The organism is Streptomyces sp. NPDC000410 (assembly GCF_040300305.1).
In the GTDB taxonomy this organism is placed as follows: Bacteria; Actinomycetota; Actinomycetes; order Streptomycetales; family Streptomycetaceae; genus Streptomyces.
The window spans coordinates 38,551-57,896 of record NZ_JBEPDM010000039.1 but is presented as its reverse complement, the minus strand read 5'-3'; the positions used below and the strand labels follow the sequence as shown (position 1 = coordinate 57,896).

General features: G+C 70.5%; 17 protein-coding genes. 11 read left to right on the top strand and 6 right to left on the bottom strand.

Annotated features, from left to right (window positions below; translation table 11 throughout):
* Positions 1-34: 34 nt before the first annotated feature.
* Both ABT342_RS29010 and ABT342_RS29005 read right to left on the bottom strand, forming a co-directional pair.
* The gene (locus ABT342_RS29010) at positions 35-1,255 is read right to left on the bottom strand and encodes an alpha/beta hydrolase (RefSeq protein ID WP_351580222.1); all 1,221 of its coding nucleotides are present in this window, start codon (positions 1,253-1,255) and stop codon (positions 35-37) included.
* Between the two features lie 151 nt (positions 1,256-1,406).
* A complete protein-coding gene (locus ABT342_RS29005) occupies positions 1,407-2,036 on the bottom strand; it encodes a TetR family transcriptional regulator (protein ID WP_351580219.1) in 630 nt (209 codons plus the stop codon).
* A 127-nt stretch (positions 2,037-2,163) separates the two neighbouring features.
* Here ABT342_RS29005 and ABT342_RS29000 point away from each other — a divergent pair, with 127 nt between their 5' ends.
* Positions 2,164-3,774, top strand: a complete 1,611-nt coding sequence (locus tag ABT342_RS29000; RefSeq protein WP_351580216.1) for an MFS transporter — start codon at positions 2,164-2,166, stop codon at positions 3,772-3,774.
* Between the two features lie 166 nt (positions 3,775-3,940).
* Positions 3,941-4,330 (top strand): peptidase inhibitor family I36 protein, encoded by a 390-nt coding sequence (locus tag ABT342_RS28995; RefSeq protein WP_351580212.1) that lies wholly within the window; start codon positions 3,941-3,943, stop codon positions 4,328-4,330.
* On the opposite strand, the gene ABT342_RS28990 is transcribed toward ABT342_RS28995, so the two are convergent.
* Together ABT342_RS28990 and aceE are read right to left on the bottom strand one after the other, a co-directional pair.
* Complete coding sequence (locus ABT342_RS28990) at positions 4,311-5,090, bottom strand: potassium channel family protein (RefSeq protein ID WP_351580209.1); 780 nt, start codon at positions 5,088-5,090, stop codon at positions 4,311-4,313. The genes ABT342_RS28995 and ABT342_RS28990 overlap by 20 nt on opposite strands.
* Before the next feature lie 80 nt (positions 5,091-5,170).
* The gene (aceE, locus tag ABT342_RS28985; RefSeq protein ID WP_351580206.1) at positions 5,171-7,918 is read right to left on the bottom strand and encodes a pyruvate dehydrogenase (acetyl-transferring), homodimeric type; all 2,748 of its coding nucleotides are present in this window, start codon (positions 7,916-7,918) and stop codon (positions 5,171-5,173) included.
* Positions 7,919-8,319: 401 nt separating this feature from the next.
* Between aceE and ABT342_RS28980 the strand changes: the two genes are divergently transcribed.
* The 6 genes from ABT342_RS28980 to ABT342_RS28955 all read left to right on the top strand — a co-directional run bounded on the left by ABT342_RS28980 (position 8,320) and on the right by ABT342_RS28955 (position 12,818).
* Complete coding sequence (locus ABT342_RS28980; protein ID WP_351580203.1) at positions 8,320-8,760, top strand: DUF3052 domain-containing protein; 441 nt, start codon at positions 8,320-8,322, stop codon at positions 8,758-8,760.
* A gap of 109 nt (positions 8,761-8,869) precedes the next feature.
* On the top strand, positions 8,870-9,328 hold the full coding sequence (locus tag ABT342_RS28975) for a peroxiredoxin (protein ID WP_351580200.1): 459 nt from the start codon (positions 8,870-8,872) through the stop codon (positions 9,326-9,328).
* Positions 9,329-9,441: 113 nt separating this feature from the next.
* Positions 9,442-10,017 (top strand): TerD family protein, encoded by a 576-nt coding sequence (locus ABT342_RS28970; RefSeq protein WP_351580197.1) that lies wholly within the window; start codon positions 9,442-9,444, stop codon positions 10,015-10,017.
* 159 nt (positions 10,018-10,176) lie between these two features.
* Positions 10,177-10,752, top strand: coding sequence for a TerD family protein (locus ABT342_RS28965; RefSeq protein WP_351580194.1), 576 nt, complete (start codon positions 10,177-10,179; stop codon positions 10,750-10,752).
* Positions 10,753-10,822: 70 nt separating this feature from the next.
* The gene (locus ABT342_RS28960; RefSeq protein WP_351580192.1) at positions 10,823-11,962 is read left to right on the top strand and encodes a DUF475 domain-containing protein; all 1,140 of its coding nucleotides are present in this window, start codon (positions 10,823-10,825) and stop codon (positions 11,960-11,962) included.
* 118 nt (positions 11,963-12,080) lie between these two features.
* Positions 12,081-12,818, top strand: a complete 738-nt coding sequence (locus ABT342_RS28955) for a TerD family protein (protein WP_351580189.1) — start codon at positions 12,081-12,083, stop codon at positions 12,816-12,818.
* A 36-nt stretch (positions 12,819-12,854) separates the two neighbouring features.
* Here ABT342_RS28955 and ABT342_RS28950 read toward each other — a convergent pair whose 3' ends face one another.
* A complete protein-coding gene (locus ABT342_RS28950) occupies positions 12,855-13,712 on the bottom strand; it encodes a TerD family protein (RefSeq protein ID WP_351580186.1) in 858 nt (285 codons plus the stop codon).
* Between the two features lie 209 nt (positions 13,713-13,921).
* On the opposite strand from ABT342_RS28950, the gene ABT342_RS28945 reads away from it, so the two are divergent.
* From ABT342_RS28945 to ABT342_RS28935, 3 genes are read left to right on the top strand one after another with little or no spacing between them, the layout of a single operon-like run.
* Entirely contained in the window at positions 13,922-15,094 is a 1,173-nt protein-coding gene (locus ABT342_RS28945; RefSeq protein WP_351580183.1) for an HpcH/HpaI aldolase/citrate lyase family protein, read from the top strand.
* Positions 15,095-15,096: 2 nt separating this feature from the next.
* Positions 15,097-17,706 (top strand): phosphoribosyltransferase, encoded by a 2,610-nt coding sequence (locus ABT342_RS28940; protein WP_351580180.1) that lies wholly within the window; start codon positions 15,097-15,099, stop codon positions 17,704-17,706.
* The gene (locus ABT342_RS28935) at positions 17,703-18,590 is read left to right on the top strand and encodes an HAD family hydrolase (RefSeq protein WP_351580177.1); all 888 of its coding nucleotides are present in this window, start codon (positions 17,703-17,705) and stop codon (positions 18,588-18,590) included. Before ABT342_RS28940 ends, ABT342_RS28935 begins: the two co-directional genes overlap by 4 nt.
* A 34-nt stretch (positions 18,591-18,624) precedes the next feature.
* On the opposite strand, the gene ABT342_RS28930 is transcribed toward ABT342_RS28935, so the two are convergent.
* A complete protein-coding gene (locus tag ABT342_RS28930; RefSeq protein WP_351580174.1) occupies positions 18,625-19,263 on the bottom strand; it encodes a DedA family protein in 639 nt (212 codons plus the stop codon).
* Between the last annotated feature and the right edge of the window lie 83 nt (positions 19,264-19,346).

Sequence of the window (19,346 nt, the reverse complement as noted above, 5' to 3'; positions counted from 1 at the left end):
GGCGGCAACCCGCCTCGCGCCCCGCCCCGCGCCACTACGCGCGCCGGGCCTCAGGGGTGTCCGGGATTCCGCTGCGGCAGGAGTCCTCGCCGCCGGCGCAGCTCACCGTGCGGTACGAACCGACGCCTATCTCGGCGAAGTTGTCCAGGCTCTCCGTACCCGGCTCGAAATAGCCCGCGTGGCCGACCGCGCCGGCCGCCGACAGCAACCGGGCGCCGAACTCGGGCGCCACCGGGTCCGCGCCGTGGCCGAGTCCGCCGACATTCAGGTTCGGCACGTCCTGAATCCAGTCGTCGTGGTCCCGCATCGCCCACACCCGGGCGTCCGTACGCAGCTGGGCCGCGTTCTCGGTCCGCATTCCGGGGCTGCCGGCGACGGCCATGTCGCCGACCCGGGCGGGCAGTTCCTGGGCGGCGACCCCGCACAGAACGGAGCCGTAGCTGTGGCAGAAGAGCGACACGGCGGAGTCGCCCGGCAGCGCCTCGGTCAGTGCCACCAGCCGTTCGGCGCCGTCCGCGGCGAGTTTGCCGGTCGAGGCGTCCAGGCCGATCCCGGCGGGCGAGGTGTAGTCGGCCCAGGCGATGACGGCGGTCGAGGTGCGGGGGGAGGCGTCGCGTTCGGCGGCGTACAGCGATTCGGCCATGCCCGCCGGGGCCGAGTACTTGCGCTCGGTCCGCTCGAAGGTGAGGAGATGGGTGTCGACTCCGGGCACGATCACCGAGACCCGCCGGGCACGGTCGAGGTCGCCGAACACCTCGGCGGCCCGGCCCTTGCCCGAGGGGTCGAAGGCGAGGATCTGCCGGCCGGCGCGCAGCATTGACTCAAACCGGTGCATCCGCCGGCCCGCTTCTTGCCGGCCGTCCGCGGAGAGCCGGCTGTCCTCCATCCGCGCCGCCTCGACCTCGCGCGCCTGGGTGAGGGCGACCCGGTTGGCGCGATAACGCAGGGCGACGGGGGCGCCGTTGAGGTTGCCCACGACGAGGGGGTGGCGGTCGGCCAGCGCGGCCGACCGCTTCGCGCCTATGGCGGCGAAGAACCCGGCCAGCAGCCGCGGCGGCGACTCGGGGTCGGGCAGCGCGCGGGTGCCGATCGTGGCGTTCCGCCAGGCGGCGAGCGCGACTTCCTTGGGCTCGCCGGGACCGCGCTGATTGCGTACGGCGGTCCAGCCGGTGGTCGCGAGCAACACGAACACGACGGCCAGAGCAAGCAGCGCACGCCAGACGTTCAGGGTGGGGGAGGAGTCGAAAGGAGTCACTGAGGGGACAGCCTAGGGGCCGCCGCAGTGGCGCCACGAAGACCGTGAGGGAGATCACGCGTCCGAGGGGGCGCGCGGGGCGTCGCGCTACTCTGCGTACGCGCCGCCCGTACGCTCCGATGCATCCGGCGCGCGGGTGAACTCCGGGGCGCTACGTCCGCCAGTCGGCGGCCAGCGCCGGCCCCAGGTGGTCGAGGTAGCTCTCGGTCAGGTCCCGGATGGCCTCCAGGCTCGGGTCCTCGCCCCTGCCCCAGAGCCGGCCGGTCACCCGCATCACACCGGCGAACGCGGCGACGGCGACGCGCGGGCGCGGGTCGGCGTCCACGTCGAGGCCCTCGCGGTCGGCGATCAGCCGGGCGACCTCCTCGTCCAGTTCGGCGTAGCGGCGCAGATGGACGGCGAGCAGCGCGGGTGTGGACTCGATCATCTGGTAGGTCCGCATGTGGAGTTCGACCGGGACGACCGCTTCGATGGCCTCGCCGATCGTGTCCCAGGAGGACAGCACGGCGTTGCGCATCGCGTCGAACGGCCCCTCCTCGGCGGGCCGTGCGCGCAGGGCCGCCATGAAGTGCGACTCGACCATCTCCTGGATGGTGAAGACGGCCTCTTCCTTGCTGGCGAAGTACCGGAAGAAGGTGCGCTGGGACACCTCGACGGCGTCCGCGATCTCGTCGACCGTCGTGTGCTCGTACCCCTGTGTCGTGAAGAGTTCGAGCGAGGCGCGCAGAAGGGCGTCGCGGGTGCGCTGTTTCTTCAGCTCACGCAGTCCGGTTCCCGTCACCGTTCAGCCTGCTCTCCGCCGTCTTCTCGTTGCTTTTCCCAGCTCAGCGTACCTGTGAGCGATATGACAGTTACCGACTCATGAAATGCTTTGTCAACTGTCAGTGGCTGACATTAGCCTCGTGCGCATGACTAGTCAGATCACTGTCGACAAGGCGCCGCCGACGGACTCCGGTCCCGCACCGGCGCCGGCCAAGGGGCTCCGCGGCCACCCCTGGCTGACGCTCTTCTCCGTGGCCATCGGCGTGATGATGGTCGCGCTGGACGGCACGATCGTCGCGATCGCCAACCCCGTGATCAAGACCGATCTCGGCGCTACCTTCGCCCAGGTCCAGTGGATCACCAACGGCTACCTCCTCGCCCTCGCGGTCAGCCTGATCACCGCGGGCAAGCTGGGCGACCGCTTCGGCCACCGGCAGACCTTCCTGATCGGCATAGCCGGCTTCGCCGCCGCCTCCGCGGCCATCGGACTCTCCGACAGCGTCACGCTGGTCGTGGTCTTCCGCGTGCTCCAGGGTGTCTTCGGCGCCCTGCTGATGCCCGCCGCGCTCGGCCTGCTGCGGGCGACCTTCCCCGCCGAGAAGCTGAACATGGCGATCGGCATCTGGGGCATGGTCATCGGCGCCTCCACCGCCGGCGGCCCGATCCTCGGCGGTGTGCTCGTCGAGCACGTCAGCTGGCAGTCGGTCTTCTTCATCAACGTGCCGGTCGGCGTCCTCGCGCTGGCCCTCGGACTGGTCATCCTCAAGGACCACCGCGCGGAGAACGCCCCGCGCTCGTTCGACATCCCCGGCATCGCGCTGCTCTCCGGCGCGATGTTCTGCCTCGTCTTCGCGATCATCAAGGCGGGCGAGAGCGGGGGTTGGGGCGATCCGAAGACCTGGGGCCTGCTCGGCGGCGCGGTGCTGTGCTTCGCGCTCTTCGCCTTCTGGGAGACCCGGGCGAAGGAGCCGCTGATCCCGCTGGGGCTGTTCCGCTCGGTGCCGCTCTCCGCGGGCACGATCCTCATGGTGCTGATGGCGTTCGCCTTCATGGGCGGCCTGTTCTTCGTGACGTTCTACCTCCAGGGCGTCCACGGCATGAGCCCGGTCGACAGCGGACTGCACCTGCTGCCGCTCACCGGCATGATGATCGTCTCCTCGCCGATCGCCGGAGCCCTGATCACCAAGGTCGGCCCGCGGATTCCGCTGGTCGGCGGCATGGTGCTGACCGCGGCGGCGATGTTCGGCATGACCACGCTGACGACGGACACGAGCGGGCTGCTGATGTCGCTCTGGTTCGCGCTGCTCGGCCTGGGCCTCGCCCCGGTGATGGTCGGCGCCACCGAGGTCATCGTCGGCAACGCGCCGCTGGAGCTGTCCGGTGTCGCGGGCGGGCTCCAGCAGGCCGCGATGCAGGTCGGCGGCGCGCTCGGCACGGCCGTCCTCGGCGCGGTGATGGCCTCCACGGTCGACAGCGAGTTCCCCGAGAAGTGGGCCGAGGCCAAGCTGCCCCCGCTCGCGCCGGAGCAGCTCGCCCAGGCGACCGACGCCGTAGCGGCGGGCACGCCGCCGGTGGCCGAGGGCACCCCCGAGCCGGTCGTCGCGACGATCACCGGTATCACGCACGACATCTTCATGTCGGGCATGGGCCTGGCCTGCGGTGTCGCGGCGGTCGTCGCCGTGGTCGCCGCCGGCGTGGCGATCTTCACCAAGCGCGGTGAGAACGCGGAGGCGGGCGCGGGAGCGGCCCACATCTGACGTCAACCGCGTGACGTACGACAGCCCCGCCGGGCCTGCCGGCGGGGCTGTCGCCTATCCGGATGGTTCGTACGGGCGGGCCTTCCCCGTCGCCGTCGCCGGGGGCCAGGGTGCGGGCAAGTGATCCGTGACCACGCGGATCCGTCACCACGGGGGTTGATCCGTCATGCGTACGACCGTCCTCGCCGCAGCCCTGAGCGCCGCGGCCCTGAGCACCGCCGGCCTGAGCGCCGCCACCCTGCTCGCACCCGCCGCCGCCCACGCGGCGCCCCTGTCGGGCGCGTGCGGCCCCGGCGAGCTGTGTCTCTGGGAGCAACCGGGCTTCGAGGGTCCTCGGCACCTCTACGAGCTGGCCGGGCTCGACATCGAGTCCTGCGTACCGCTTCCGCCCGGGACCAGCGCGCAGGCGGTGGTGAACCGGACCGGGCGGCCCGTGACCACGTACCAGTCGGAGGAGTGCGCGGAGACGGGCGAGTTCGAGACCTACCCGGGCGGCGGTACGTGGGTGCCGCAGTCGCCGTACCGGGTGCGGGCCTTCAAGGTGTGGGAGAGCTAGGGCCTGTCGCCTGCGCGGGCACTGCGCCATCGCTCCTGAGCGCCGCGACCTCGGCGCGCAGTGCCCGTACCTCCGAGGTGAGCGCCTCCAGCGCCTCGGCCTGCCGCAGTTCCAGCCCCTCGTCCTTCTCGAAGCGGGCGATGAACCAGGCGGCGATATTGGCCGTCACCACACCCAGCAGGGCGATCCCCGACAGCATCAGCCCGACCGCGAGCACCCGGCCGAGGCCGGTGGTCGGGGCCATGTCCCCGTACCCCACGGTCGTCATCGTGGTGAACGCCCACCACAGGGCGTCCCCCAGCGAGCGGATCGAGGCCCCCGGAGCGTGGCGCTCCACCTCCAGCACGGCCAGCGCGCCGAAGATCAGCAGACCCAGGCAGGACCCGGCGACGTACGTCGTCACCTGCACCTGCGACGCCAACCTGGCCCGCTGCCCGGCCAGCAGCAGCATGGAGACGAGCTTGAGCAGCCGCAGGGGCTGAAGCATCGGCAGCACCACGGCGAGCAGCGACAGCGGATTGGCGCGGACGAAGCGCCACTTCTCGTCCGTGAGCCAGAGCCGGACCGCGTAGTCGGCGGCGAAGGCACCCCAGACCGCCCAGTTGACGACGTGGCACACGTCGTGCACCCAGTCGTCCGAGTCCGGCGCGACCACCGGTATGGCATACGCGACGGCGAAGGCGACGGCCAGCCACAGCAGCGGGCCCTGGGTGCGCCGCTCCCACCGGAGCTGAGCGGACGTGTCAGTCATGCCCAGCATGCTATGGGCTGCTTCGTCCCCGCCGCGGCCCCCGGGGTCCACTGCGGGGCCCGGGGGGACGCAGTCCCCCCGGGAAAAACCTACGCGTCGCCGCCCGCCGTGCCCGGGTCCGCCGCCGTCACGTCCAGGAGCTGGTAGCGGTCGACCGCCTGCTTGAGGACGGAGCGGTCGACCCGGCCGTCCTTGGCCAGCTCGGTGAGGACGGCCAGCACGATCGACTGGGCGTCGATGTGGAAGTAGCGGCGCGCCGCACCCCGCGTGTCCGCGAAGCCGAAGCCGTCCGCGCCGAGCGAGGCGTAGCGGCCCGGCACCCAGCGGGAGATCTGGTCCGGCACCGACCGCATCCAGTCGGAGACCGCCACGAACGGGCCCTCCGAGCCGCCCAGCTTCTGCGTCACGAACGGGACGCGCTGCTCCTCCTCCGGGTGGAGCAGGTTGTGCTCCTCGGCCGCGACCGCCTCGCGCCGCAGCTCGTTCCAGGACGTCGCCGACCACACATCGGCCCGTACGTTCCACTCCTCGGCGAGGATCCGCTGCGCCTCGACCGCCCACGGCACCGCGACACCGGACGCCATGATCTGCGCCGGGATCTCGCCGGCCTCGCCCGCCTTGTAGCGGTGGATGCCCTTGAGGATGCCGTCGACGTCCACGTCGGCCGGCTCGGCCGGGTGCTGGATCGGCTCGTTGTAGACGGTCAGGTAGTAGAAGACGTCCTCGCCGTGCGGGTGCTCGCCGTCGGAGCCGTACATCCGCCGCAGGCCGTCCTCGACGATGTGCGCGATCTCGAAGCCGAAGGCCGGGTCGTACGCGACACAGCCCGGGTTCGTCGACGCCAGCAGCTGCGAGTGGCCGTCCGCGTGCTGGAGGCCCTCGCCGGTCAGGGTCGTACGCCCGGCGGTCGCACCCAGGACGAAACCGCGCGCCAGCTGGTCGGCCATCTGCCAGAACTGGTCACCGGTCCGCTGGAAACCGAACATCGAGTAGAAGACGTACACCGGGATCAGCGGCTCGCCGTGCGTCGCGTACGCCGAACCCGCCGCGATCAGCGACGCCGTGCAGCCCGCCTCCGAGATGCCGTCGTGCAGCATCTGCCCGGTCGGGGACTCCTTGTACGCGAGCAGCAGCTCACGGTCCACGGCCTCGTACTGCTGGCCCAGCGGGTTGTAGATCTTCGCACTCGGGAAGAACGAGTCCATGCCGAACGTGCGGTACTCATCCGGCGCGATCAGCACGAACCGCTTGCCGATCTCCTTGTCCCGCATGAGGTCCTTCAGTAGCCGGACGAACGCCATCGTCGTGGCGATCGACTGCTGACCGGACCCCTTCTTCACGGCCGCGTACGTCTTCTCGTCCGGCAGGACCAGCGGCTTCGACCGCACGACGCGGGTCGGGACGTACCCGCCGAGACCGCTGCGGCGGTCGTGCATGTACTGGAGCTCCTCCGAGTCCGGACCCGGGTGGTAGTACGGCGGCAGGCCGTTCTCCAGCTGCTGGTCCGTGACCGGGATGTGCAGACGGTCGCGGAAGCCCTTGAGGTCGTCGACCGTGAGCTTCTTCATCTGGTGGGTCGCGTTGCGGCCCTCGAAGTTCGGGCCGAGCGTCCAGCCCTTGACCGTCTGGGCGAGGATCACGGTCGGCTGGCCCTTGTGGGCGCGCGCCGCCGAGTACGCCGCGAAGATCTTCTTGTGGTCGTGGCCGCCACGCCCCAGGTGCAGGATCTGGTCGTCGGTCATGTTCGCGACCATGGCGCGCAGCCGGTGGTCGTCGCCGAAGAAGTGCTTGCGGATGTACGCACCCGTCTCGGTCGCGTACGTCTGGAACTGGCCGTCGGGCGTGGTGTTCAGCTTGTTGACCAGCACGCCGTCCCGGTCCTGCGCGAGCAGCGGGTCCCAGGAGCGGTCCCAGATCAGCTTGATCACGTTCCAGCCGGCACCGCGGAAGATCGACTCCAGCTCCTGGATGATCTTTCCGTTGCCGCGCACCGGGCCGTCGAGCCGCTGAAGGTTGCAGTTGACCACGAAGGTCAGATTGTCCAGGCCCTCACGCGCGGCGATGGACAGCTGCCCGAGCGACTCGGGCTCGTCCATCTCGCCGTCGCCGAGGAACGCCCACACGTGCGACTTGGAGGTGTCGGCGATCCCGCGCGCCTCCATGTAGCGGTTCATCCGCGCCTGGTAGATCGCGCCGATCGGGCCGAGGCCCATCGACACCGTCGGGAACTCCCAGAAGTCCGGCATCAGCCGCGGGTGAGGGTACGACGACAACCCGTTCGGGTACTTCGACTTCTCCTGGCGGAAGGCGTCGAGCTGGGTCTCGTTCAGCCGGTCCAGCAGGAACGCTCGGGCGTAGATACCGGGCGAGGCGTGCCCCTGGAAGAAGATCTGGTCGCCGCCGTCGCCCTCGTCCTTGCCCCGGAAGAAGTGGTTGAAGCCCACGTCGTACAGGGACGCGGAGGACGCGAAGGTGGCGATGTGGCCGCCGACGCCGATGCCGGGGCGCTGCGCGCGGGAGACCATCACCGCGGCGTTCCAGCGGGTCGCGTTCAGGATCTTGCGCTCGATCTCCTCGTTGCCGGGGAAGAACGGCTCGTCCTTGGTCGCGATCGTGTTCACGTAGTCCGTGCTGCGCATCTCGGGCACGGCCACACGCTTCTCACGGGCCCGCTCGATCAGGCGCAGCATGAGGTAGCGGGCGCGCTCACGGCCGCGCTCGTCGATGGCGGCGTCGAGGGAGTCGAGCCATTCCCTGGTCTCCTCCGGATCGAAGTCCGGGACCTGGCTCGGCAGGCCGCCAATGATGATCGGGTTGCGATCGGATCCGGAAGCCACGCTCATCCTTCACTGCTCGGTGGGTGGGGAGGGGACTGCTCGGTCGCCGGCTGTGGGGGTCACGCCGATGGTGTCGGGTTACGCCGTCCCCATCGTGTACCCCGTGGAGCATTTACGTCATCTCTACCGTTCGGTAATCAACCGCCCCCGATTGGCGGACCGGGGACGCGGAAGCGTACAAAGGTGGCGAAGAGCCGGAGTTCCCTCAGGGTGGCCGGTGCGCGGTGGGCCGCTGGCGGTCCATGCCGGGAGTTGCGGCGAGACGGCCGTAAACGTCACCGTTTCGGCGGTCTCGGCGGCCGGGTACTTGCGCGATCGGTCCCGCCCGTGTGGACTACGGCCAACGCCTCGCGTACGCGCGCGGCTGAAGCATTTTCCGAAACAAGATCAGGAGGCAAGCCGTGAGCGCGACCGCGGACCACGCGGAGGAGCGGACCAACCCGGCGATCAAGCTGGGGTTCGAGCCCGGACAGGTGGTCCAGGAGATCGGCTACGACGACGACGTCGAGCAGGAGCTCCGTGAGGCTATCGAGGCCGTTATCGGCCAGGAAATCGTCGACGAGGACTACGACGACGTCGCGGACGTCGTCCTGCTCTGGTTCCGTGACGAGGACGGCGACCTTACGGACGCACTGGTGGACGCCATCGGTCTGATCGACGAAGGCGGGGAGATCTGGCTCCTGACGCCCAAGACCGGCCGTGACGGCTATGTCGAGCCCAGCGACATCAACGAGGCCGCCCAGACCGCCGGCCTCTCGCAGACCAGGAGCATCAACGCGGGCAAGGACTGGACCGGCAGCAGGCTGGTCACGCCCAAGGCGGCGAAGTCCGGCAAGCGCTGAGCGCTGACTGTCCTGGGACCCCCGCCGACGCCCGTCGGCGGGGGTCCTGTGCGTAGGCCCTAGGGTGGACGGCACCACCGGTCGGGCGCACTGAGAGGACGGAATGGACATGGCGATCGAGGTCGGCACCAAGGCCCCGGACTTCGAGCTGAAGGACAACCACGGGCGGACGGTCACCCTCGCCGAGTTCCGCGGCGAGAAGAACGTGGTGCTGCTGTTCTACCCGTTCGCCTTCACCGGCGTGTGCACGGGCGAGCTCTGCGCGCTCCGCGACGAGCTGCCGAAGTTCGTGAACGACGACACCCAGCTGCTCGCCGTCTCCAACGACTCCATCCACACCCTGCGGGTGTTCGCCGAGCAGGAGGGTCTGGAGTACCCGCTGCTCTCGGACTTCTGGCCGCACGGCGAGACCTCGCGGGCGTACGGCGTCTTCGACGAGGCGAAGGGCTGCGCGGTGCGCGGCACCTTCGTCATCGACAAGGAGGGCGTCGTGCGGTGGACCGTCGTCAACGCCCTGCCCGACGCCCGCGACCTCAACGACTACGTCAAGGCGCTCGACACCCTCTGACTCTTTGGTCGATGTGTCTGTTTCGGCTGGGAACCCGTCACTAGGATCCAGTCGTTGATCCGATGCCAACGCACGACGGGGGCGCTGCCCCTGAAAACCACTTGGGAGGACTCGTGGGAGTCAGCCTCAGCAAGGGCGGCAACGTCTCGCTGACCAAGGCCGCCCCCAACCTGACCGCGGTCACCGTCGGTCTCGGCTGGGACATCCGCACCACCACCGGTACCGACTTCGACCTCGACGCCAGCGCCCTGCTGACGAACGAGGAGGGCAAGGTCACGGGTGACGGAAACTTCGTCTTCTTCAACAACCTCAAGAGCATCGACGGCTCGGTCGAGCACACCGGTGACAACCTCACCGGTGAGGGCGAAGGCGACGACGAGCAGATCAAGGTGAACCTGGCCGGCGTGCCGGCCGATGTCGCCCGGATCGTGTTCCCGGTGTCGATCTACGACGCCGAGACCCGCCAGCAGTCCTTCGGCCAGGTCCGCAACGCGTTCATCCGCGTCGTGAACCAGGCCAGCGGTGAGGAGCTCGCCCGGTACGACCTGAGCGAGGACGCCTCGACCGAGACGGCCATGGTCTTCGGCGAGCTGTACCGCAACGGCGCGGAGTGGAAGTTCCGGGCCATCGGCCAGGGCTACGCCTCGGGTCTGCGCGGTATCGCGCAGGACTTCGGAGTCAACGTCTGAGCCGAGGAGAGCCGGCCGTAGAGAGCGCGTACACATAGCAGGTACGTCCAAGGGGGCCGGGGGACGGCCCCCGGGAGAATGCAACCGGCGCCGCACACCATCCGTGCGGCGCCGGACGCGGCTGTTGTTCCGCACATACACAGGGGAGGACCCACCGTCATGGGCGTCACACTCGCCAAGGGAGGCAATGTCTCCCTCTCCAAGGCCGCACCGAACCTCACCCGGGTCCTCATCGGGCTCGGCTGGGACGCACGCTCGACCACCGGGGCGCCGTTCGACCTCGACGCCAGCGCGCTGCTGTGCCAGTCGGGGCGGGTGCTCGGTGACGAATGGTTCGTTTTCTACAACAACCTCACGAGCCCGGACGGTTCGGTCGAGCACACCGGCGACAACCTCACCGGCGAGGGTGACGGGGACGACGAGTCGCTGATCGTGGACCTTTCCAAGGTGCCGGCGCACTGCGACAAGATCATCTTTCCGGTCTCGATTCACGAGGCCGACAATCGCGGCCAGACTTTCGGCCAGGTGAACAATGCGTTCATCCGTGTCGTGAACCAGGCGGATGGGCAGGAACTCGCGCGGTACGACCTGAGCGAGGACGCGTCCACCGAGACCGCGATGATCTTCGGTGAGTTGTACCGCTACGGAGGCGAGTGGAAGTTCCGGGCCGTGGGGCAGGGGTACGCGTCGGGGCTCCGGGGCATCGCTCTAGACTTCGGGGTCAACGTTTCGTAAAGCCGCGTACGGCGCGGGGGATTCCCCTACTCGACGAGAGGGGAGACCGTACACAACGATTGGGTAGCCAGTGGTACTGAAAACCTTCGGCTGGTCGTTCGCAGTCACTGCGCTCGGCCTGGTCGCTGCGGTGTTCTACGGGGGGTGGACGGCCTTCTGGCTCGTCGCAATCCTGTCCATTCTCGAAGTCTCGCTCTCCTTCGACAATGCGGTGGTCAACGCCGGCGTGCTGAAGAAAATGAGCGAGTTCTGGCAGAAGATCTTCCTCACCATCGGCATCTTGATCGCCGTCTTCGGTATGCGGCTCGTCTTCCCCGTCGTGATCGTCTCGGTCACCGCGGGGCTGGGCCCGATCGAGGCCATCGACCTCGCGCTGAACGACCACGCGAAGTACGAGGAGCTGGTTACCGACGCTCACCCGGCGATCGCGTCGTTCGGTGGCATTTTCCTCCTGATGATCTTCCTCGACTTCATCTTCGAGGACCGTGACATCAAGTGGCTCGCCTGGCTGGAGCGCCCGCTGGCCAAGCTGGGCAAGATCGACATGCTGGCGGCCTGCATCGCGCTGATCGTCCTGCTCATCACCGCGACGACCTTCGCCGTCCACGCCCACCAGTTCGGCGGCACCCACGCGGACAAGTCCGCGACCGTCCTGCTCGCCGGTGTCGCGGGCCTCATCACGTACATGATCGTCGGCGGCCTCTCCGGCTACTTCGAGGACAAGCTCGAAGAGGAGGAGGAGCGCGAGCACGAGGCCGAGGAAGCGGCCAAGAAGGCCGGAAAGCCCGTCTCCGCCGTCAAGCTGGTCGGCAAGGCCGCGTTCTTCATGTTCATGTACCTGGAGGTGCTGGACGCGTCGTTCTCCTTCGACGGTGTCATCGGCGCCTTCGCGATCAGCAACGACCCCGTGGTCATCGCGCTCGGCCTCGGTATCGGCGCCATGTACGTCCGGTCGCTGACCGTCTACCTGGTCCGCCAGGGCACCCTCGACGACTACGTCTACCTGGAGCACGGCGCGCACTACGCGATCGGCGCGCTGGCCGTGATCCTGCTGATCACCATCCAGTACGAGATCCCCGAGGTCGTCACCGGCGGCATCGGCGTGGCCCTGATCGCCTGGTCGTTCTGGTCGTCGGTCGCCCGCAACCGGCGGCTCGCGGCGGCCGAGGGCGGCGGAGGCGACAAGGAGCTCGCGGCGAAGGAAGTGTGACGCCGCGGGGTTTGAGGAACGCTCTCAGCGGGGCGGCAGGCCAGGGCCTGAGGAGGCGAGCGGCCTCCGGGCCGCCCCGTGCGGTTGCGCAGGGGACTAAAGGCAGGGGTGGGACGGCATGGCGTTCTGGGACGGTTTGTGGCGCGGCAGGGCAGCGCAGTTCGACTCGGGCAGCGCCGCCACCAACTCCATCCAGCTGACCAAGCGGCACCCGCAGGTCTCGCTGAGCAAGCAGGGCGCGGCCACCGGGAACCTCCGGGTCAATCTCTCCTGGCGGATGCGCACGAGCGACATCGAGGGCCGCTCCAAGCAGAGCGGACGGCTGCTGCGGCACCCCCTCAAGCTCTTCAAGCCCGATGTGGTCCAGGCGCACACCCAGGGCGTCGTCAACGTGGACCTCGACCTCGGCTGCCTCTACGAGATGGCGGACGGCAGCAAGGGCGTGGTGCAGCCGCTCGGCAGCTTCTTCGGCAGCCTGAACGAGGCCCCCTACGTGCGGCTGAGCGGCGACGACCGGTTCGGCGCGCCCTCGGGCGAGACGCTGTTCGTCAACCTCGACCACCGCGAGTCGATCAAGCGGCTGCTGTTCTTCGTCTACATCTACGACCGGACGCCCGCCTTCGACCGTACGCACGCGAAGGTGACCCTCTACCCCAGCAACGGGCCGCGGGTGGAGATAGAGCTGGACGAGCGGGCCCCGCAGGCCCGCTCGTGCGCGGTCTTCAGCATGGAGAACGTCAAGGGCGAGCTGACCGTGCGCCGTGAGGTGAAGTTCGTGTACGGCTTCCAGGCGGAGCTGGATCGGCTGTACGGCTGGGGGCTGCAGTGGGGGCGCGGCTACAAGACGAAGATCTGAGCCGTGCCGCGCTTGTCTGCGCCTTCGCCGCCCGGCTCACTGGCGGACGAACTGCGGTCCCATCGGGGGCAGCCGGAAATTCGGGTCGGGTGCGGGTGCCGCCGCGGCGGCGGGCTGCGGATAGCCGTAGGCGGGCTGGGCCGCGGGGGCGGCGGCCGGCTGCGGGTAGCCGTACGCGGGCTGCGGGTAGCCGTAGGCGGGTGCCGCCCGGGTCCCGGGCTCGGGCGGCGACTGCGGCTGCGGGGGCGCGGGCGGCATCGCGGGGGGAGCCGCCACTGCCGCAGTCGCGGACTCGGGCTGCGGCTGCGCCTGCTGCTGGGACTGGGACTCAGGCTGCTGCGGCTGCGGCTCGCTCTCGTCGACCGAGATCCCGAACGCCGTGGCGAGACCGATCAGCCCCGTCGGATACCCCTGCGCCACCGCGCGGAACTTCCAGCCGTCCCCGCGCCGGTACAGCTCGCCGCAGATGATCGCGGTCTCCTCGCCGGTTTCCGGCCGTACGTCGAAGGTGGCGAGCGGCTCGCCGTCCGCCGCGCCGGCGTCGTACAGCATGATCCGCAGATCCTGTACGCCGGCGAAGGTGCCGCCGTCGGAGGAGGCCGAGAGCACCACCTGGTCGACCGACGGATCGAGCGAGCCGACATCGGCCTGCACGGTGTCCGTGAGCCCCTCGGCGGTCCGCTTCTTCGGCAGCAGCCGCACCAGCCCGGACGGGTGCCGCGGCTGGTTGTAGAAGACAAAGTCCTCGTCGGAGCGCACGCGGCCGTCGGATCCCAGCAGCAGCGCGGAGGCGTCGACGTCCGGCACCCCGGGTCCGGGGGACCAGCGCAGGACGGCTCGTACCGCCGTCGCTCCGAGAGGAACGTTGGAGCCCTTCAGCATCGCGTGCGTCATGCCGGTCATCCTGCCTTCCCGGGCCCCTGGCGGACAACGCGGGGGCGCGGACACGGCCGGGGTGGCCGACGGGGCGGCCCGGTGCCAGGGTCGATATGCAGACGAGTTACCTGGATTTCATGCACACGGGGAACTCGCGACACCTCGCTCTACGTACTATTACCGGCCACCATGACGACAGGGCCGCAGAGGCAGTACGGGGGACATACATGCGTCATTTCGGGCATATCCCGGCCACTGTGCGGAAGGAACTGTTCCACAAAGAGCCCGCCGAATTCGAGGCGGGCTCCCCGGCCCGTACGCTCGCGGCCGCTCTCGGCGCCACCCTCTACAGCCCGGCGACCAGGCCGCGCCTCGCCGACGACGTCCTCAAGCAGGCCGCGCGGGGCGTCGTGTCCATGGTGCTGTGCTTGGAGGACTCGATCGACGACGCCGAAGTCGCCGGTGCCGAGGAGAACCTCGTCCGCCAGTTCGAAGCGCTGGAGGGTCTGGTCCTGCGTGGCGCGGAAGTGCCGCTGCTGTTCGTCCGGGTCCGCGAATCCGGCCAGATCACCGACCTGATCCGGCGCCTCGGCGGGACGGCCCGGCTGCTGTCCGGATTCGTACTGCCCAAGTTCACCGAGGAGCGCGGCGGCCCCTTCCTGGAGGCGGTCCGCGCGGCCGAGGCCGAGACCGGTCGCACGCTGTACGTGATGCCCGTGCTCGAATCGCCCGAACTGCTGCACCTGGAGACCAGGGCCGACACGCTCGCCGGCATCGCCCGCATCGTCGAGGCACACCGCGACAGGGTGCTCGCGCTGCGCCTCGGCGTCACCGACTTCTGCTCGGCGTACGGACTGCGGCGCTCGCCCGACATGACCGCGTACGACGTCCAGATCGTCGCGAACGTCATCGGGGACGTCGTCAACGTGCTGGGCCGCTCCGACGGCACGGGATTCACCATCACCGGGCCGGTGTGGGAGTACTTCCGGCTCCAGGAGCGCATGTTCAAGCCGCAGCTGCGCCGCAGCCCCTTCCTGGAGGTGCGGGCCGAGGAGCTGCGCACCGCACTGATCGAGCACGACCTCGACGGACTGCTGCGGGAGATCGAGATGGACCGCGCCAACGGACTGCTCGGCAAGACCTGCATCCACCCCTCCCATGTGCTGCCCGTGCACGCGCTCTCGGTCGTCAGCCATGAGGAGTTCAGCGACGCGCAGGACATCCTTCGCCCCGAACGGGGAGGAGGAGGCGTGATGCGCTCGGCGTACACGAACAAGATGAACGAGGTGAAGCCGCACCGCGCCTGGGCGGAGCGCACGCTCCTGCGGGCCGAGGCGTTCGGTGTCGCGCGCGCGGACGTGGGCTTCGTGGAGCTGCTCACCGCCGGTCTGGCCGGCTGACGATGACGAAGGACGAAACCGTGGTGTGGTCGGGCAGCTGGGTCTCCCAGCGGCTGGGAGTGGAGCTCGTCGGTGACGAGGGGCTGAAGGAGCTGCTGGGCATGGCCCTGCGGCGCAACCCGAAACGGGCGCATCTGCTGGTGTCGCACGTGCTCGGCAAGCACGTGCCGCAGAGCCCCGCCGTCGTGTACGGCCACGGCTTCGCGCTCGGCCTGCGCGTACGCGACCTGCTCGGCCCCGACGAGGCCGCCCGCGCGGTGGTCCTCGGCTACGCGGAGACCGCGACCGGCCTCGGCCACTCGGTCGCCGACGGCCTCGGCTCAGCGCCGTACCTGCACTCGACCCGGCGCCCCGTCGACGGGATCGCCCCGGCGGGCGGCTTCGAGGAGTCCCACTCCCACGCCACCTCGCACCTGCTGCTCCCGCAGGACCCGGAGCTGCTGGCCGGGTCCGGGCCACTGGTGCTCGTGGACGACGAGTTCTCCACCGGCAACACCGTGCTGAACACGATCCGCGATCTCCACGAGCGCTACCCGCGCCGCGGGCGGTACGTGGTCGTGGCCCTGGTCGACATGCGCTCGGCGGACGACCTGGGCCGTCTGGAGGCCTTCGCGAAGGAGATCGACGCCCGTATCGACCTGCTGTCCTCGGCCTCCGGCACGGTGCGCCTGCCGGCGGGGGTCCTGGAGAAGGGCCAGGCACTGGTGGCGGAACACGAGGCGGCGGGCTCATGGGTTGTGGGCAGTCGTTCCGCGAGTGCCGGGGTGTCCGCACGGTCCGGTGCGCGACCCGCCGTCCGGGTCGACCTCGGGTGGCCGCACGGCGTCCCCGACGGCGGCCGGCACGGCTTCCACCCCGAGCACCGTGCCGCGCTGGAGGCCGCGCTCCCGGGCATGGCGGCCCGGATCGCCGAGGCCCTCGGTTCAGAGGCCCTCGGTTCAGCGGCGACGGGCCAGACCGCCGGGGCCGGGGACGAGGGCGCGGCGCCCAGGCCCCTCGCGCCTGAGCTCCTCGCGCCCGGGCCGCGGCGCGTCCTCGTGCTCGGGTGCGAGGAGCTGATGTACGCGCCGCTGCGCCTCGCCCACGCCCTGGAGGACGCCGGCGCCGTGCCCGAGGTGCGGTACTCGACGACCACCCGCTCGCCCGTCCTCGCCGTGGACGACCCCGGCTACGCGATACGGAGCCGGCTGGTCTTCCCGGCCCACGACGCCCCGGCCGACGGCCCCGGCGAGCGGTACGCGTACAACGTCGCGGGCGCCGGCTTCGACGCCGTGGTCGCCGTCGTCGACTCGGCCGCGGACACGCCCGAACTGCACGCCCCCGACGGCCTGCTGGCCCAGCTCGCCGCGCACATACCGCACGTCGTGCTCGCCGTCGTCCCCTCCTACGTACCCGAAGCACCCGAAGCTCCCGAAGCTCCCGAAGCACCCGACGTGTCCACGGTGACTGAAGCACCCGAAAGGGCCCCCATGCTCCCCGAGCCCCTCCGCGGCCCCGGCTTCTCCTCCTACGCCCCCGAAGAGGTCGGCTGGCTGCTCCAGGACCTCTCCGACGTCGAGCTCGAAGCCCCCACCGAGGAGCGCGAGGAGGCGATACAGAGCGGCGGCGCGCACTACGCCGAGTCGCTGCCCGTCGAGTACCAGCCCAGCGACCAGTACCAGGACCTCTTCCGCGCCGCGCTCGACACCTCGGCCACCCGCATCGCCCGCGCCGTCGGCACCGTCACCGAGACCGTCCTCGCCGAGCGGACGCCCCGCCCCGTCCTCGTCTCCCTCGCCCGCGCCGGCACCCCCGTCGGCGTCCTCATGCGCCGCTGGGCCCAGCACCGCCACGGCCTCGACCTGCCCCACTACGCCGTGTCGATCGTGCGCGGCCGCGGCATCGACGCCAACGCGCTGCGCTGGCTCGCCGCCCACCACAACCCGGCCGACGTCGTGTTCGTCGACGGCTGGACCGGCAAGGGCGCCATCACCCGCGAACTGGCCGCCGCGCTCGGCGAGTTCGACGGCTTCAACCCCGAGATCGCGGTCCTCGCCGACCCGGGCGGCTGTGTCCGTACGTACGGCACGCGCGAGGACTTCCTGATCCCCTCCGCCTGCCTCAACTCCACCGTCTCCGGCCTGATATCGCGCACCGTCCTGCGCGCCGACCTGGTCGGCCCGTACGACTTCCACGGCGCGAAGTACTACCGCGAGCTGGCCGGAGCGGACGTCTCGGGCCACTTCCTGGACACCGTCGCGGCCCGCTTCGACGAGGTGGCCGACACCGTGGACGCCGAGGTCAAGGAGCTGCTGGCGGCCGACCGGGCGCCCACCTGGGCCGGCTGGGCGGCGGTCGAGCGGATCAGCGAGGAGTACGGCATCCACGACGTCAACCTGGTCAAGCCGGGCGTCGGCGAGACCACCCGCGTCCTGCTGCGCCGCGTCCCCTGGAAGATCCTGGCCACGCGGGGCGCGGGCGCCGACCTCGACCACGTACGGCTGCTCGCCGAACAGCGCGGCGTACCGGTCGAGGAGGTCGACGGCCTCCCGTACACCTGCGTCGGGCTGATCCACCCCCGGTTCACGCGCGGGGCGACCGGCGCCGACGGCAAGGCGGTGGCCGCGCCGTGACCACGCTGATCGCCACCGACCTGGACCGTACGCTCATCTACTCGGCCGCCGCGCTCCAGCTGCCGATGCCGGACGCGCAGGCGCCGCGGCTCCTGTGCGTCGAGGTGTACGAGGGCAAGCCGCTGTCGTACATGACGGAGACGGCCGCGGGGCTGCTCCCCGAGCTGGCCCGTACGACCGTCTTCGTACCGACGACGACCCGTACGCGCGAGCAGTACGGCCGCATCCATCTGCCGGGACCCCCGGCGCGGTTCGCGATCTGCGCCAACGGCGGGCATCTGCTGGTCGACGGTGCCTCCGACCCCGACTGGCAGCGCGTCGTCGCGTCCCGGCTCGCGGACGAGTGCGCCTCGCTCGCCGAGGTCCGCGCCCACATGGTCGCCGCGGCCGACCCGGCGTGGCTGCTCAAGGAGCGGGTCGCCGAGGACCTGTTCGCGTATCTCGTCGTCGAGCGCCCGCTCCTGCCGGACGGCTGGACGGCGGAGCTCGCCGCCTGGGCGGAGCCGAAGGGCTGGACCGTCTCCCTCCAGGGCCGCAAGATCTACGCCGTTCCGAAGCCGCTCACCAAGAGCGCCGCCGTCCACGAGGTCGTCCGCCGCACGGACGCCGAGGTCGTCCTCGCCGCGGGCGACTCCCTCCTCGACGCCGACCTCCTCCTGACCGCCGACCACGCCTGGCGCCCGGCCCACGGCGAACTGGCCGACACCGACTGGTCGGCGCCGCACGTCACCGCGCTCGGGGAGCGGGGGGTGGCGGCGGGGGAGGAGATCCTGCGCCGCTTCGCGACGGCGACGGCGACGGCGACGGCGACGGCGACGGCGTCGGCGACCGTGGGGACCGCGACGGTGCCGGCGCCGACCCGGTCGGGGGTTGCCACGCACTGAGCCTGCGGGGTGGGGCGGGGTGCCTCGGCGGGAGCTAGCCCCGCCGAGCCCCGGGCCCCGGCCGCAGCACCCGCACGCCCACGAACAGCACCACCGCTCCCACCGCCGCCACCAGCACCGCCTTCGAGTACATGTCGACGTACCCGGTCACGGCCCCCCAGTTGTCGCCGAGCCAGTACCCGGCCAGCACGAACACCGCGTTCCAGAGGGCACTGCCCAACGCCGTCAGAGCCAGGAAGACGGGCAGCGGCATCCGTGCGACGCCCGCCGGCACCGAGATCAGGCTGCGGAAGATCGGGATCATCCGCCCGAAGAACACGGCCTTCGTCCCGTGCCGGGTGAACCACGCCTCCGTCCGCTCGATGTCCGCCACCTTCACCAGCGGCAGCCGCGCCGCGATCGCGACCGTACGCTCCCGGCCCAGCAGCGCGCCGACCCCGTACAGCGCCAGCGCGCCCACCACCGATCCGGCCGTCGTCCACAGCAGCGCCGCGAGCAGATCCATCCGTCCCGTCGCCGAGGCGAAACCCGCCAGCGGCAGGATGATTTCGCTCGGCAGGGGCGGGAAGAGGTTCTCCAGGGCGACGGCGATGCCCGCGCCCGGTGCGCCGAGGGTGTCCATCAGGCTGTTGATCCAGCCCGGGGCGCCGCTGTTCTCGATCGTCGGATTCATGGCTGCCACGCTAGGCAGGCGCGGCTGAACGCACCCTGAAGGCCGCCGCACACTTCCCTGTGGTCTTCCGCAGTGTGCGCGAG

Coding starts and splice junctions, on each gene's coding strand:
- ABT342_RS29000 (WP_351580216.1), top strand. CDS start 2,164: ATGACTAGTCAGATCACTGTCGACAAGGCGCCGCCGACGGACTCCGGT.
- ABT342_RS28995 (WP_351580212.1), top strand. CDS start 3,941: ATGCGTACGACCGTCCTCGCCGCAGCCCTGAGCGCCGCGGCCCTGAGC.
- ABT342_RS28990 (WP_351580209.1), bottom strand. CDS start 5,090: ATGCTGGGCATGACTGACACGTCCGCTCAGCTCCGGTGGGAGCGGCGC.
- ABT342_RS28975 (WP_351580200.1), top strand. CDS start 8,870: ATGGCGATCGAGGTCGGCACCAAGGCCCCGGACTTCGAGCTGAAGGAC.
- ABT342_RS28965 (WP_351580194.1), top strand. CDS start 10,177: ATGGGCGTCACACTCGCCAAGGGAGGCAATGTCTCCCTCTCCAAGGCC.
- ABT342_RS28955 (WP_351580189.1), top strand. CDS start 12,081: ATGGCGTTCTGGGACGGTTTGTGGCGCGGCAGGGCAGCGCAGTTCGAC.
- ABT342_RS28950 (WP_351580186.1), bottom strand. CDS start 13,712: ATGACGCACGCGATGCTGAAGGGCTCCAACGTTCCTCTCGGAGCGACG.
- ABT342_RS28945 (WP_351580183.1), top strand. CDS start 13,922: ATGCGTCATTTCGGGCATATCCCGGCCACTGTGCGGAAGGAACTGTTC.
- ABT342_RS28940 (WP_351580180.1), top strand. CDS start 15,097: ATGACGAAGGACGAAACCGTGGTGTGGTCGGGCAGCTGGGTCTCCCAG.
- ABT342_RS28930 (WP_351580174.1), bottom strand. CDS start 19,263: ATGAATCCGACGATCGAGAACAGCGGCGCCCCGGGCTGGATCAACAGC.